The sequence below is a fragment of the Longimonas haloalkaliphila genome (genome assembly GCF_055379825.1).
Window position 1 is genome coordinate 2,428,374 of record NZ_AP043948.1, and the last position, 15,583, is coordinate 2,443,956.

Consider the following 15,583-nt stretch of genomic DNA (forward strand, 5'->3'; position numbering starts at 1 on the left):
CCACTAAAAAACAAAAGCGTACTTTGCAATAACGGATTACTATGTGCGTGCACCTGAGTGCAACTTCTCAAACCATTGCACCGTCTCCCCTATTCCATAGGACATCTCTGTTTTCGGGCTCCATCCGAGCTCACGCTTTGCCCGGCTGATGTCAAGTACGCTGCGCATCTGCTCACCCGGTTGGGCCGGACCGTATTCGTTGTCGATGCTCGGGGCGGTATGTGCTTGAATCTGGCGGAAGAGTTCGTTCAAGCTGGTCTCTTTGCCTGTTCCGACATTAAAGATACGCGTCTCCTCAATGTCCATAACAGCCCGATTGATCGCCACTACGTCGTCGATATAGATGTAGTCTCGTGTCTGGGTACCATCGCCGTAAATAACAGGCACTTCGCCGTTAAGCATCTTCTCAATGAAGATAGCAATTACGCCTGCCTCCCCAGCTGGATTCTGCCGAGGCCCGTACACGTTGGCATATCGAAGCGACACATACGGGATGCCATACTCCTCCCGGTAGAAGTCGAGATACTTCTCACAGGCCAGTTTGCTGACGCCGTACGGAGATACCGGGCACAGCGGATGATCTTCGTCTTGAGGCGTATATGCTGGATCCCCATAGATCGCCCCTCCGGTGGATGCGAAGAGCACGCGCCTCAGTCCGTGATTGCGTCCGGCTTCCATCAGATTGAGCATACCATCGATGTTCACCGAGGCGTCCTCACGCGGATGTTTAACCGATTCTCGCACATTCATCTGTGCAGCGTGGTGCACGATCATCTCATACTCCTCGGCCTTAACGAGTGCAGCAGCCTCTGTGCTGCGAATGTCGAGGTGATGGAAAGTCGCTTCTGCAGGTACGTTGGCTCGCTTTCCAGCAGACAGATCGTCGATAATGTGAACGTCGTGTCCGTCTTCCAGAAAGGCTTCAGACACATGGGAGCCGATAAACCCAGCTCCTCCAGTACAAAGTAGTTTCATTTGCAATAACAGCAATAATAGAGTCGAGCTATGGTGCATACCTCCCCAATACGCACGTAGGGGCAATCGGGATAACAACCCCTATTGCCCCTACATGGTGTATGGGTCTTACGCTGATCGGTCGGACCAGCGGGCGTCCGTACGATGCTTAGTTCTCAGCTCCGTTCTCCTTGTCGAGGAACGGCTTGCGGGTCAGGCGCATCTTGCCATCGTCGCGCACTTCAAGGAGGTGCACTTTTACCTTGTCTCCCACCTTCATGTAATCCTCTACGTTTTCTACGTAGTCGTGGGCGATTTCGGAGACGTGCAGCAGCCCCGTTTTCTCGGGCATAATCTCAATGAACGCTCCGAAGTCACGGATGGTCTTCACCGTACCGATATAGTCTTCGCCCTCTTCGGGCACAGCTACGATCTGCTTCACGCGCTCAATCGCAGCTTCAGCGTCTTGCTGGTTCTTAGCTGCAATGGTCACCAGGCCGACTCCATCCTGTTCTTCGATGGTTACGTCGGTATTGGTTTCTTTCTGGATGCTCTTCACGACCTTGCCTCCCGGGCCGATAACGGCACCAATATGCTCGGGGTCGATCGTCAGCTTGGTAAGACGTGGTGCGTACTCAGACAGCTCGGTACGCGGCGCAGGCAGCGACGCTTCCATCGCGTCCAGAATCTCCATGCGTGCAGCATTAGACTGCTTGAGTGCCTTTGCAAGCACATCGCGCGAGAGGCCAGCCACCTTGATGTCCATCTGGCAGGCCGTGATGCCGTCGCGCGTTCCCGTGATCTTGAAGTCCATGTCGCCAAGGTGATCTTCAAGCCCGAGGATGTCGGTAAGCACCTGCGTCCGCTCACCATCGGTTACGAGGCCCATCGCAATGCCTGATACCGGCTTCTTGATGGGAACGCCGGCATCCATCAGCGCGAGGGAGCCCGCGCAGACGCTCGCCATCGACGAGGATCCGTTCGACTCCATTACATCCGCGTTAATGCGGATAACATATGGGAATTCGTCTTGCCCGGGGATAACCGGCCGCAGGGCCCGCTCAGCGAGCATGCCGTGTCCGATCTCGCGGCGTTTCGGTCCGCGCAGGAAGCTCGCTTCGCCGACAGAGAACGGCGGGAAGCGGTAGTGCAGGTAGAACGACTTGTCGGTGTCGTCGAACACCTCATCGACCGGCTGCACGTCTTTCGAAGTGCCCAGCGTGAGTGACCCCAGAACCTGCGTTTCGCCGCGGGTAAAGATCGCCGAGCCGTGAACGCGGGGCAGGTACCCTGTCTCCATCGACAGGTCACGCACCGTAGTGAGGTCGCGTCCGTCAACGCGCTTGCCGTCAGAAAGGATCATCTCGCGCATCGAATCTTTCTCGACCGCACTCACCGCGTCACGGATAGTGCCGGAGTCAAATCCGCTCTCATCGTCGGAGGCAAGCGCTTCAACGGCCTCGTCTTTGATCGCGTCGATACCTGCATAGAAGGTCTCTTTCTGGTAAGGCGAACGCACATGGTCAGCCACGCGCTGCCCGAACTGTTGGCGGACCTTCTCGATAGCGGCTTCGGGCGTAACATGCTGCTCCCACTTAAAGTCGTCGGCAGTACCGAAGGCGCGAGCCAGTTGCTCCTGTCCGTTGCACAGCTTGCGGATGGCAACGTGCGCTTCGTCGAGCGCATCGATCATTACGTCTTCGCTGATCTCGTCGGCCTCCCCTTCCACCATTACGAGCGCGTCCTGCTTGCCCGCAACAATGAGGTTCATGTCGCTTTCAGCGGTCTGCTGAATCGTAGGATTAATGACGAACTCGCCATCTACGCGTCCCACGCGCACTTCAGCAATCGGTCCCTGAAAGGGAGCGCCGGCCAGCAGGAGCGCAGCGGATGACCCGACGCCAGCAAGGATATCGGCGTCGTAGTCGTCGCCCGCTGAAATCACGAAGTTAACGAGGTGTACGCTGTGGTAGAACCCGTCAGGAAAAAGCGGACGGATCGCGCGGTCGACGAGGCGTGCGGTGAGTGTTTCTTTATCGGTAGGGCGCCCTTCTCGCTTGATGAATCCTCCGGGCACCTTGCCGCCGGCGGCAAACTTTTCGCGGTAGTCAACCGTCAGCGGGAAGAAGTTAGTGCCTTCGCGTATCGAATCAGATAGCGTGGCCGTAGAGAGCACCATGGTGTCGCCAAGGCGTACAACGGTAGAACCGTTAGCCTGGCGGGCGATGCGTCCGGTCTCAATCGAGAGCGATCGTCCCGGCGCGAATTCAATGGATTGGATGGTTGCGTCTGGCATGTATAGGATCTCGTTCAATCAACAACTGGTGATGGGGTGCGCTGTCGCCGCATGTCGACGCAGCAACAACGTACACCTAACAATATCGGTGGTGCAGCACAGCGCAGTTGCGAGTAGGCAGCCTGCGTGGGGCGTGCTGCAACGCAAAGCGGCATCCTGAAAGAACAGGATGCCGCCGGTCGCATTATTTGCGAAGCCCCAAGTCTTGAATCAGTGCGCGGTACCGCTCAATGTCTCGATCTTTGAGGTAGTTGAGCAGCCGTCTGCGCTTCCCAACCAGCTTGAGCAGCCCGTGCCGGGTGGCGTGGTCTTTGGGGTGCTCTTTCAGATGTTCGGTAAGGCGACTGATGCGTTCACTGAAAATGGCGATCTGTACTTCAGCCGTACCCGTGTCGTTGGGCCCGTCTCCATACTTCTCGACCAGCTCGCTTTTGCGTTCCTTTGTAATCATAGGGGGTTTGGGTAATGAGCTCCTCTTTAGATTATACCATGCTAAAGAAGATACCGGGTTTGAAGCAGGTAACGCTTCCTGTAGGCCCGGCACTTACAGACGTCCACAACCTTTCGATGAGGCGGGCGAACGTGCTGCTTCTATAACACGTATGCAATGAGATCGGTCTTCGGAAAGTTGCGCACGAAGCGCATCCACCGAGTCGAATTTACGTTCGTCGCGCAGTCTTTGCACAAACTCTACACATAGCGTTTCTCCGTAGAGGTCGCCGGTAAAGTCAAGCAAGTGTACCTCGATCGTAGGGTTCGGTCCGTCGTTGAACGTAGGGCGCACGCCGATATTACACATCCCAACCTCGGGTTCTGAAAGAGATGCGCCGTATACCCGTGTAGCGTACACGCCTCGGCGGGGCAGACACGACCGCGCATCGGCCAGGCGTATATTTGCGGTCGGAAAGCCAATGGTACGACCCCGCTGCTCTCCTTTCACAACCGTACCGCTGAGCGTGTACGGACGCCCAAGAAGCTGCGCCGCGTTGCGTACTGCTCCTTCTTCGGCCAGCAGCGTGCGGATGCGCGACGAGGATATAACCTCGTCGTCATCGGATTGCGGCGGGATTTCTTCGACGCTAAATCCATACTCGCCGCCCATGGTACGCAGCAGTTCCACATCGCCACTTCGATTACGCCCGAATCGGTGATCATAACCTACAGCGATGGCCTGCATCCCGATTGTGTCCCAGAGAATGTCCTGAACGTAGGCGCGTGGATCATACTGTGCCAGGTCTCGCGTAAAGGGCAGTACCACCATCCGTTCAATACCAAACGATTCGAGCGCACGAGCACGCTCGTCGATCGTGGTAAGCAAGGGTACGTTGATGCTTCGCACTACAGAGCGTGGATGTGGGTCGAATGTCAGCACGGTGGGTACACCCCGCAGGGCGTCTGCCCGGTCACACAGGAACGAAAGAATCGCTTGATGACCACGATGCACGCCGTCGAACGTCCCGACTGTGACGACTGATTCGGGCTCGCGCTGAATGGCCTCCCAGCCGATCTCGCGTTTCATGAAGGTGATGGGATTGAGACAGAGCAAGTACGAAGCAGTTCGTCGACAGCCCAGGCATCGTCCACAGTGTATGCCCCGATGCGCGTGCGACGCAGCGATGTCAGATAGGCCCCGGATTCAAGCGCCTGGCCCAGGTCGTGGGCCAACGAGCGGATGTAGGTCCCCTTTGAACAGTCGACTTTAAACGTTACGTCGGGCCCCGAGCGTGCTATCAGGTCAAACGCCGACACGCTTACCTGGCGGGGTGGGCGTACCGCCGTTTCACCGCGGCGTGCTTTCTTGTATAGGCGCTCACCTCGTACCCGCACGGCAGAATAGAGCGGAGGGCGCTGTATAATCGTACCCGTAAATGCCTCCATAGCTGCTACAAGGTCGGCGTCTGAGATATGCTGCCACGGATGTGTCGCGTCGACTTCCATCTCGCGGTCGTAGGTCGGCGTCGTGGCGCCCAGGCGCAACGTACCCTGGTAGGTTTTTCCCTGGTGCATAAAAGCATCCTGAAGACGGGTAGCCGGGCGGCCCATCAGAATGATAAGCAGTCCGGTAGCCAGCGGGTCGAGCGTGCCTGCATGGCCGGTCTTGCACCCACCAAAGTGGCGCCGAATCTGTGTCACCACGTCGTGCGAGGTCGGACCGTTCGGCTTATCCACAAGCACTGCTGCTCCTTTAGGATCCGGGCACGTTCCATCGCGCACGACGATGTCAGGCGGAATAGAACGTTGAGAAGCAGCGGTGGCCATACACGTCTGGTAGCGCGCTTAACGTAGAACGGAAGAAAGACCGAGTTGAATGGGTGGGGGATGCGCAGCGGTGGGCTGCTTGGCGTTATGCTACGCCGCATCGGCAGCATCGGAATCCGACAGGCGTCGCTCGCGCTCCGCCCGGATGCGGTCGAACAGGTTTTCCATGCGCTTGGCCCGCTGGAGCGACTCGTCCAGGAAGAAGCGCACCTCTGGTATGGTACGCAACTGGTGGCGGATACGAGAAGCCAATGTGCTACGCACCTCGTCGCTCAACGCCTCAAGCTGCTTGAACGTAGCTTTTCGCTCGGCCTCGGTATCGCCCATTACGCTTGCGTACACGTAAGCGATGGAAAGATCTTTCGTGACGCGTGCGTCGGTGATCGTAACCATCGGCGTGAGACGTTCTGCGTAGTCTTGCTGTAAGATCTGCGCCACCTCTTGCTGGATTAGCTCAGCGACGCGTTCGGTTCGTATACTCATAGGAAAAGAAGCAAGCTTCAAGAGTGCGAAGAAGGCAGGGTGCTCTCCCGCGTGGCTGCCCTGACGGGTCTGTGCCTGCCTGCGTACCGCAAATCATAAGCGGAGCCACAGACAGGCACAGAATGCTACAGAGCAGTATTGGATACAGAGCCGTTAGACTTCGAGCGTACGACGCTCTTCAACGACAACGTATGTTTCGAACTCATCGCCGACCTTGATGTCGTCGAAGTTCTCAACCGAGATACCACACTCGTATCCGGTCTTGACTTCTTTCACGTCATCTTGGAAGCGTTTGAGTGACTCGAGTTCGCCTTCGTAGACAACGACGCCTTCGCGGAGTACGCGCACGCGGTGATCGCGGCTGATAACGCCGTCGGTAACGTATGAGCCCGCTACCGTTCCAACACCAGGCACCTTGAAGATCTCCCGGACGTCGGCGCGGCCTTTGACTTCTTCGCGCTTCTCGGGGCTGAGCATTCCTTCGAGCGCGTCGTGCACGTCTTCGATGGCTGCATAAATAATCGAGTAGGTTCGGATGTCGACCTCCTCGCGCTTGGCGGCTTCGCGGGCTCCCGATGTAGGACGCACCTGGAAGCCAATGATGACCGCTTCAGAGGCACGGGCAAGCATAACGTCGCTTTCGTTGATCGCGCCCACGCCGCTGTGAATGATACGCACAGCCACTTCGTCCGTCTTGAGTTTGAGGAGCGCATCAGCCAGCGCTTCAACCGAGCCACCCACATCTGCTTTGACGATGAGATTGAGCTCGTTGTACTCTCCAGTCGAAAGGCGACGCCCGATTTCGTCGAGCGACAGCTGACTCTTGCGGCGCAGCTCCTGTTCGCGATGGATCCGCTGGCGGTTCTGCGCAATGTCGCGTGCTTCGCTTTCGTCGTCGAGCACCACAAACTGGTCGCCCACCTCCGGCGATCCGTTACAGCCCAGCACCAAGGCCGGCTGCGACGGACCTACTTCTTCAACACGGTTGTCGCGTTCGTCAAACATTGCACGCACGCGTCCGCTGTACATGCCCGCGACAAACGGATCGCCCACTTCGAGCGTCCCGTTCTGCACGAGCACCGTGACTACGTTTCCACGCCCTTTCTCAAGGCGGCTTTCGATGATCACACCGTCGGCTTCCCGTTCGGCGTTCGCTTTCAGTTCGAGCAATTCAGACTGCAAGATAACCTTCTCAAGCAGGTCGTCAATGCCCTGCCCGGTCTCGGCGGATACCTCGGCCGACTGGACGTTTCCGCCATATTCCTCAACGAGCACGTTGTGCTCGGCAAGTTCGGCTTTCACGCGTTGCGCGTCGGCTTCGGGTTTGTCCATCTTGTTGATGGCCACCACAATCGGCACGTTCGCAGCCTGCGAGTGGTTAATCGCCTCAATCGTCTGCGGCATGACCGCATCATCGGCGGCGACAACCAGAATCACAATGTCGGTTGCCTTCGCACCGCGAGCACGCATCGCCGTGAAGGCCTCGTGCCCCGGCGTATCCAGAAAGGTAATCGACCCTTCCTGATCAGCCAGATCGACCTGGTGGGCGCCGATGTGCTGCGTGATGCCTCCTTCCTCCCCAGCAACCACGTTAGCGCTACGGATATAGTCAAGAAGCGATGTCTTACCGTGATCGACGTGCCCCATCACCGTCACAACCGGCGCGCGCGGCTCCAGATCTTCTGGATCGTCTTCGCGGACCTCGATTGCATCGGTACTGAACTCGGCGATGAACTCGACCTCCATGTCGTACTCAGCCGCGATAAACTCAATGGTGTCGCGGTCCAGGCGCTGGTTGATGGACACCATCATGCCGGCGTCGAAGAGCGTCGCGATGACCTCTTTGACCGGCTCGCCCATCAGGTTTGCGAGTTCACCTGTGGAGACGTACTCCGTCACCCGAAGCACACTCTCCTGCTCCGCTTTTCGCTCCCGCTCGCGCTTGCGCTCTTCTTCGTGACGCTGGCGGCGACGGCGACGGCGACGCTGGCGCGCACGGCTTGCGCCCTGTTCGAGCTCCTGAAGCGTTTCTTGGATCGTCTTCTCGACGTCCTCTTCTTTCGGCTTCCGGCTCTTTTTGCGTCTGCTTCGTTGCTGTTTTTTCTTCTTTTGTTGCTGCTTCTTCTTTTTCTCGCGCTGCTTCTTCTCCTTTTTCTCTTTCTTCTTGCGCTTCCGCTTGCGCTTGCGGCGACGCATTTTCGAGAGGTCGACCTTTCCCACAACCTGCGTACCCGTAAGGCGGTACCGGTTTGCTTTGAGGGTCCCATCCCCCTCTTCTTTGTCTGCAGCTTCGTCTTGATCTTCTCCAGACGCGGCTGCCTCGGCATCGGCTACAGCGTCTGCTGTCTCCTCTGACTCTTCCGTGTCGGCCGCCGCTTCGGCTGTTGTTTCTGCCTTGGCAGCTTCATCTTCGCCAGACGCATCTTGCGCCGTGGCTTCGTCGACAGACTCTGCTTCATCAGCCACTGCATCGGACGCGGTAGGAACTTCGTCCGATTCGTCAGCCACCACGTCTCCAGCTGTTTCTTCGGGCTCTTCCTGCTCTGCGGTCGCTTCATCAGCCTCAGGGGCCTCCGCGACTGCCTCGCTTTCAGAGACGTCTTCAGAAATGTCTTCGGAGGTGTCTTCCGGGGTTGCTTCTGCTACTGGCACGTCTTCCTGTGCCTCAGCTTCCGGAGTCTCAGCTTCGGGCATGCCTGTGTCAGATGCCTCCGCTTCTTTTCCGGACTCTTTCGCGGCATCACCGTCGGCATCACCAGAAACAACGCGCAGCCCTTTGCCCTTGGTAGCATCTTTCGCACGGATGACCCCGTCGTCGGGCTCTTCCTCTGCGACAGGCTCCTCAGGCTTAGGCGATGCCTCAGCCCCCGTCGCTGGCGCTTCTGCCATCGGGGCTTCCGCTGTATCTGACTCCACAGGGGGGGCTTCCGCAGAGGAAGCCTCAGAAGACATCTCTTCCGTATCTACTCCAGGATCTGCCTCCGCCTCTTCAGGCACTGCAGCTGCCTCAGCGTCTTTTTCTTCTTCGATAGAAACTACCTCGTCACGATCAACCCCGTCGTCGGCGTCACGAGCCCGCAGTTCACGGATCCGCTCGGCTGCTTCGGCATCATCGGCGTATTTTTCACGGAGCACAAGATATGCCTCCTCGTCGGTGATCTTGGCCGTAAGGCCCGATCCCGACAGAGCATCTTCATATCCCTCTTCCGTGAGGAACTCCTCAACCCGGTCGGTCGAGATATTGAGCTCCTGCGCTACGCGGAACAGTTTCTTCTTTTTGAATGCTTTCTTTTCAGTCGTCGCCATAAAGTGGTGTTATGTTACTCAATGCCCCTTCGCCCGGGGCCGAACGCTGGTAATTACGCAGTTTGCATGGGAGGCAGGTCTGTCAGGTTGATTCAGAAGATGATTGAGTAGGTGCAACGGGCGTGGTAGCGTCGTGGTCCTCATCCGGGTCCTCATCGAGCGTGTCACCCGATTCGGTATCCACTGAGGCATCAGACGCTTCATCTGCCGGTTCCGTTTCAACGGTGCCCGCGTCGTCTTCAACGTCGCCCGAAAGCGCGCCGGCGGCCACATCGTCTTGGGTCATATCCTCCATGGCTTCGACCCGGAAGGCCCCCTCAGCCAGGAAGTCCGGCACGGTAGGTCCACGCTGAAACTCCGCCCGTACCACGTCGAGCACGCGCTGCGCCGTGTCGCGGTCGAGCGGCGTACGGCGTGCAATGGCACCGGAAGACAGTTCGAGCACCGCCTTCCCGGTGTCGCAGCCAATTGCCTTAAGCTGCTTAATTACTTCACCGTCGAGCTCATCGGCAAACTCTTCGATTTCGATATCTTCCTCATCAGCCGGGATCTCGCGGTAGACGTCAATCTCATACCCCGTAAGCTGCACAGCCAGCTTGATGTTAACGCCTTTGCGACCAATAGCTTGGCTGACCTCGTCGGCCACTACCTCGGCCCGGGCTCGGGGCGGATCGACCTCGGTGTTGATCTTTACCCGCACAGGCTCTGCCGGCGAAAGGGCGCGCTTAATGAGTGTCTGCGGATCGTCTGACCATTCCATCACATCGATATTTTCGTCGGCCAGCTCACGCACCACAGCGTGGATGCGAACGCCTTTCACACCGACACAGGCACCAACCGGGTCGACTCGCTCGTCGTGACTCGTAACGGCCACCTTTGCGCGATCGCCAGGAATGCGGGCCACTTTTTTGATCTCAACAATTCCTTCGTAGACCTCGGGGACTTCAATTTCGAAGAGCCGCTCCATGAACGTCTCGTCGGCCCGGCTCACTATAACCTGGGGGTCGCTCCCCGAATCGCGGCGCACCTCTTTCACAACGGCGCGCAGCATATCGCCCTTGCGGTACTTATCATCGGGGATCTGCTCGCGCGCAGGCAGAGACATCTCAACACTTTCCTCGTGCACCAACAGCGTCTCTCGACGGCGGATCTGGCGCACCTCACCTACAACGATCTCTCCAATCATCTCGGAGTATTCGTTATAGATCTGCTCTTTCTCAAGGTCGCGAATGCGCTGCTGGAAGGTCTGGCGTGCCGTCATGACGGCACGTCGCCCGAACTCTTCGATATCCATCTCGCTGGCCAGGTCGTCGCCCACTTCAGCATCTGGGTCGACCTTCTGTGCGTCGCTCAGCTCGATTTCGGTGACTGGGTCGACCAGATCCCAGTCGTCAACCACCTCCTGAATATGCAGGACCTGGATGTCGCCCTGGTTCGGGTTAAAGATGATTTCAAACGCCTCGTCAGCGCCGAACCGCTTTTCGATCATCGCCTTAATCACATCCTCAACAATGATCTGCAGCGTTGCCCGGTCAATGTCCTTGACGCGGGCAATCTCTCCAAATGAAGAAACGAGATCAGCACTTCGCATAATCGGTAGGCTGTGGTTGCATGAAGAGGGTGTGGGTTACCAGGGCAACTCGATCTTGGCACGCTCGATCGCGTCGTATGGCAAAGTTATAGAATCGCCCGAGGGCAGCTCTACGGTAATCTGTTCATCGTCGGCGGCCGTTAACGAAACGACCTCATACTGTGTAGATCCGTCGCCCGGATCTTCATACTTAATGCGTAACGAGCGGCCAACGTTCTTCCGGTACTGACGCGGCGCCGTAAGCGGCCGCTTGATGCCGGGCGATGACACGTCGAGCGTGTATGCGCCCTGTACTACGTCGTCCACTTCCAGTTCAAACCCAACGTCGCGGCTGATTGCAGCCAGATCGTCGTGCCCAATGCCATCATCGCCATCCACAAAGATCTCGATGACACGCGTGCCCCGGTGCCCCCGTATATTGAGGTCAACCAGGAAGTACTCGGTCGGGCGTAGCACCGACTGCACCACTGCGCGCACTTGTCCCTGTAGCGATGTTGGTTTCGTTTCCATGTCCGTGTAGGAGAAGCCGGATCTATGACGGCTTCGTCGTCATCAGGTATTAGGTAATCGTGTGTGTCTGGTCGTGCAACGCGGGCACCTTCCTGGGCAAAACAGCGACATGCCCGCGCAGGCCCGGCGTCACAACCCCGCTGAAACCAGAACCCCACAACAAAAAAGGGCGGCTACACAAGCCACCCCAGGGCACCGCACTAACAAGCGCGACGGGTTCTTTGTCCCAGTGGAAGGTAGCAACGTACCCCCTTACAGGTTGTTTCTGTGTCGCATCTCCTTTATACACAGTTACAGCGATCTGCATACATTCGCGCATACATTCGGACAGAGACGCCTGCCCCGCGAATCCATCCCAGCGCAGCAAGGTACGTATATGGCGCATGTGTAGCCCGCTGCTCCTACGCCTCCTTTTCATGGTCCCTCGTTCATGCAACGCCCTTCTGCCACTCAATGCCTGGCGCTTCTGCTTGCAGCTATCGTAGCAGCATGGGGCATGCCCGACGCTGCCCAGGCGCAGGAGCGCGACTCTACCCTCGTCTTCGAGCACCTAACGCTGGAGCGCGACACCATCGATACGTTTCAGCCCCTCCCCTACCCAATCCCCCCCTACATTCAGCCCGGCACCGTAACCGTGTGGGTCAACGGCGAGCAGGCCGAATCCAGCCGCTACACCCTCGACCTCGACGCAGCTACGCTCCGCTTCGACCCGCCCCTCTCTCCAGACAGTGAGCTGGTGCTCACCTACCGCCGCTGGCCCGTAAGTTCCACTTCAGCGCTACAGCAGGAGGATGCAGACGCCCCGCCGGCCCCGGATGCTCTCCTCGAACCCCGGAATTCGGATGCCCCTCCACCAGCCTACGACCCGTTTGAAGGCGTGCGCCTCAGTCGTAGCGGCTCTATCTCGCGGGGCATCGTTGGCGGGTCTCAGCGCGATGCCCGCCTCGAATCGGGCCTCCGCCTCGATCTCGAAGGCCCCCTCACCGACGACGTGTTCGTGCGCGCAACCCTCACCGATCAGGATACCCCCATCCAGCCCGATGGCACCACGCAGCGCCTGAGCGATTTCGACCGGGTTTTCATCGAGATCGATGCCCCGCCGGGCACCGCCCAGCTGGGCGACATCGAAGCCTCGTTCCAGGCCAGCCCGTTCGCCTCGTACGAGCGCCTCCTGCAGGGCGCCCGGCTCACCAGCCGTCCGGTCGCAGCCGGACCGGTGCGTGTAGAGGGGCAGACCGTCGGCGCGGTGTCGCGGGGCATCTTTCAGCAGCAGGACATCCCCGCTGAGGACGGCGTGCAGGGGCCGTACCGCCTGCGTGGACGCGACGGGGAGCCGTTTATCGTAATCACGGCAGGGTCGGAGCGGGTCTTTCTGGATGGCGAGCGCCTCGAACGCGGCGCAACCAACGACTACATCATCGACTACGCGCGTAGCCAGATCACCTTCACCACGAACCGGATCATCACCGCCGACCGGCGCATCACGATTGAGTTTCAGTACACCGCTACGCCGTTCACGCGCTCGCTCCTCGGCGCCGAGGCCGAGGCGGGACTGTGGCACCGCTCCGACGGCCCCCCGCGTCTTGAAGTGGGTGCTACGGTACTGCGAGAGGCCGACGGCGGCGACTTTGCGGCTGCACTGGGCCTCTCTCCCGCTGACTCGCTCGCCCTCGCCGAGGCGGGCCCCAACGACGTAACACGCAGCGGCGCCACCCGCGTCGAGTTCGACCCCGAAGCACCGTTCGTGCAGTACCGGCAAGACGTTGCCGCCACGCCCGACGGCTCTTCCGATACGATCTTTGTAGCGCTCACCGAACGCCCCGATGAAGGCGAGCTAGTCTTTCGGGTGCAGTTTACACGCGTGGGTCCGGCCCGGGGCAGCTACGTGCGAGGAAGCCCGCAACAGAACGGAATTGCCTACACATATGTGGGGCCGGGCGAGGGACGCTACGTACCCGAGCGCCCCCTGCCCCGTCCGCAAGAGCGGCAGGTCGTCGATCTGCGCGCCCGCGCCGAACCCCTGCCCGGCGTGCATGTGTTGGGCCACTGGGCGCGGTCGCAGGTGGATGTGAACCGGTTCTCGTCCGATCCAGACGCACGCACGCAGGGAGATGCCTACCGCATGCGGATTCGCACCGACCCGACGGCGCTATCGGTCGGCGGGCAGGAGCTGGGCACGGTGCAAGCGTCGTACGAGCGCGAGGCACGAGCTGCCCGGTTTGAGCCATTCGAGCGCGGACGGTCGGTCGAGTTCAACCGGCGCTGGAATCTGGATCGCACCGGTGCAGAGCTGCCTGCTGATCTGCGCAACCGCGGACGCGAGTCGATCGATGCGGTGAACGGCACCTGGGCCCCCTCTGATGCCACCCGCCTGTCGGGCGAGTGGGGCCGCTATGCCATCGGCGATCTGTTTGAGAGCACCCGCTGGCAGGGCACGGCCCGCTACCAGCGGGAGTCCGGGGGGCAGGCCCGGTACACCGGCGAGTGGATCCGCAGCACCCGCACCGCAGGCGAGCGCGGACGCTGGGTGCGCCAGACCGTGCGGCTGGCCGGCCCCTCAGCGCGCATCTGGACGCCCGAAGTGGAGGGACGCTTCGAGCGGCGTACCCAGCGCCCCATTGGCGAGGAGGCCCTCACCGATGCGTCGTTCCAGCTATGGGAGATTACGCCTCGCATCCGCTATGCCCCAACGTATTGGACGCTCAGCCTGGGCGGCGGGCTGCGGGTCGAGCGCGAGGGCGCCGAGGGGACGATCGATCCGGCAGCGCAAGCCTGGCAGGTGGAGACAGCTGCGACCTACGACGGGCCTGGCACCACGCGCCTGAACCTGCGGGGGGCGTACCGATCGCGCAGCGTGCGCGAGTTCTTTCGCGTGAATCGACAGGCCGCCGACAGCGAAACGATTCTGGCTCAGGCCGAGGCGTCGACCACCGGCTGGCAGCGGGCGGTGGACGTGCAGGCGTTCTACGAGGGACGCACCGAGCGCACCCCCACGCTGCAGGAAACGTTTATCCGTGTGGGGCCGGAGCTGGGACAGTTTGTCTGGGTGGATGCGAACGACGATGGCATTGCGCAGGTGGATGAGTTCATCCCCGAAACCACACCGGGCGAAGGCGAATACATTCGCTCGTTTGTGCCGTCGGACTCGCTCGTGCCGGTTGCCAACGTAGAGGCCCGGCTGCAGCTGCGTCTGGACCCGAGCCGGGTGTGGGGTGACGGTCGGTCGGTGCTAAAGCGGGCGCTGTCGGCGGTGCAGCATCGGGGCGAGGTGCGCATTCAAGAGACCACAGAGTCGCCCAACCTTGTGCGGGTCTATCTGCTCAACCCCAGTACGTACCGCCAGCCCGGACAGACGCTGAACGGACGCATCGACTGGCGGCAAACGCTGGAGCTATTTCCTGGGCGGGCCCGGGCGGGTGGCGAGCTGTCGTGGACGCAGGAGCGCGAGCTGGATGAGCGTTCGGCCGGCAGCGAGACGCGCTTTCGGCAGGCGTGGAGCACACAGGCCCGCTGGCGTCCGGTGCGCCCGTGGACGCTCCGCCTGCGCCTGTCGACGGGAACAGATCGCTCAACGAGCAGCGCCTTTGGGTCGCGTAGCTACGACATCCGGTCGTGGACGCTACGCCCGGAGTCGCAGCTTGACGTCACCGATGCCCTGCAGGTGAGCGTGCGGCCGACCTGGGCCCACAAGAACGACCGCCGTGGCGAGCGGGAGGCTGTGGTGTGGCGCCTCCCCGCTGAAGTAACCTGGCGGCAGGCGCGGCGGGCGCAGCTTACCGGTGATGTGGAGGCCGCGCATGTTGCGCTTACCGGCGAGGCGCAGGGGCTCGCGCTCTTTGAGCTGACGGAGGGCCGGGGAGCTGGCACCTCGTTCCTGTGGGGGCTGCGCGGGCGCTACGTGTTCTCGGATCTGCTGCAGAGCTCGCTCCGCTACAACGGACGCGCCCCCGCCGATGCTGACGTGATCCACACGTTTCAGGTTGAGCTTACCGCCACGTTTTAGGTATACTCGGGAGCTGCTTATTTGGCGTTTCTACCGTATATTGTGCCCGTTTATTTATTAGGTAGCTCAAAAAGATATGGAGATCGGGAAGTCGAATGGTCAGTGCACCCATGGCTATGTCGTTTTAATGTGAGTAAACGACTGCCACTACCCACGAAGAGCATCAAGATTAAAATAGGTC

At 59.9% G+C, this 15,583-nt stretch carries 10 protein-coding genes; 1 reads left to right on the forward strand and 9 read right to left on the reverse strand.

The window, feature by feature from the left end; translation table 11 throughout:
- Positions 1 to 39: 39 nt before the first annotated feature.
- The 9 genes from ACZ48V_RS09500 to ACZ48V_RS09540 all read right to left on the reverse strand — a co-directional run bounded on the left by ACZ48V_RS09500 (position 40) and on the right by ACZ48V_RS09540 (position 11,399).
- A complete protein-coding gene (locus tag ACZ48V_RS09500) occupies positions 40 to 975 on the reverse strand; it encodes an NAD-dependent epimerase/dehydratase family protein (RefSeq protein WP_464538539.1) in 936 nt (311 codons plus the stop codon).
- Between the two features lie 148 nt (positions 976 to 1,123).
- A complete protein-coding gene (gene pnp, locus ACZ48V_RS09505; RefSeq protein ID WP_464538541.1) occupies positions 1,124 to 3,250 on the reverse strand; it encodes a polyribonucleotide nucleotidyltransferase in 2,127 nt (708 codons plus the stop codon).
- Between the two features lie 184 nt (positions 3,251 to 3,434).
- A complete protein-coding gene (gene rpsO / locus ACZ48V_RS09510; protein ID WP_464538543.1) occupies positions 3,435 to 3,701 on the reverse strand; it encodes a 30S ribosomal protein S15 in 267 nt (88 codons plus the stop codon).
- Positions 3,702 to 3,794: 93 nt separating this feature from the next.
- A complete protein-coding gene (locus tag ACZ48V_RS09515; protein WP_464538545.1) occupies positions 3,795 to 4,769 on the reverse strand; it encodes a bifunctional riboflavin kinase/FAD synthetase in 975 nt (324 codons plus the stop codon).
- A complete protein-coding gene (truB, locus tag ACZ48V_RS09520; protein ID WP_464538547.1) occupies positions 4,766 to 5,509 on the reverse strand; it encodes a tRNA pseudouridine(55) synthase TruB in 744 nt (247 codons plus the stop codon). Before truB ends, ACZ48V_RS09515 begins: the two co-directional genes overlap by 4 nt.
- Before the next feature lie 90 nt (positions 5,510 to 5,599).
- Entirely contained in the window at positions 5,600 to 5,992 is a 393-nt protein-coding gene (gene rbfA, locus ACZ48V_RS09525; protein WP_464538549.1) for a 30S ribosome-binding factor RbfA, read from the reverse strand.
- A gap of 153 nt (positions 5,993 to 6,145) precedes the next feature.
- Positions 6,146 to 9,298 carry a translation initiation factor IF-2 gene (gene infB, locus ACZ48V_RS09530; protein WP_464538551.1) on the reverse strand — a complete coding sequence of 1,051 codons (3,153 nt, stop codon included), beginning with the start codon at positions 9,296 to 9,298 and terminating at the stop codon, positions 6,146 to 6,148.
- A gap of 82 nt (positions 9,299 to 9,380) precedes the next feature.
- On the reverse strand, positions 9,381 to 10,889 hold the full coding sequence (nusA, locus tag ACZ48V_RS09535) for a transcription termination factor NusA (RefSeq protein WP_464538553.1): 1,509 nt from the start codon (positions 10,887 to 10,889) through the stop codon (positions 9,381 to 9,383).
- Between the two features lie 36 nt (positions 10,890 to 10,925).
- A complete protein-coding gene (locus ACZ48V_RS09540) occupies positions 10,926 to 11,399 on the reverse strand; it encodes a ribosome maturation factor RimP (protein ID WP_464538555.1) in 474 nt (157 codons plus the stop codon).
- Between the two features lie 430 nt (positions 11,400 to 11,829).
- Between ACZ48V_RS09540 and ACZ48V_RS09545 the strand changes: the two genes are divergently transcribed.
- Entirely contained in the window at positions 11,830 to 15,402 is a 3,573-nt protein-coding gene (locus tag ACZ48V_RS09545; protein ID WP_464538557.1) for a hypothetical protein, read from the forward strand.
- Positions 15,403 to 15,583 lie beyond the last annotated feature (181 nt).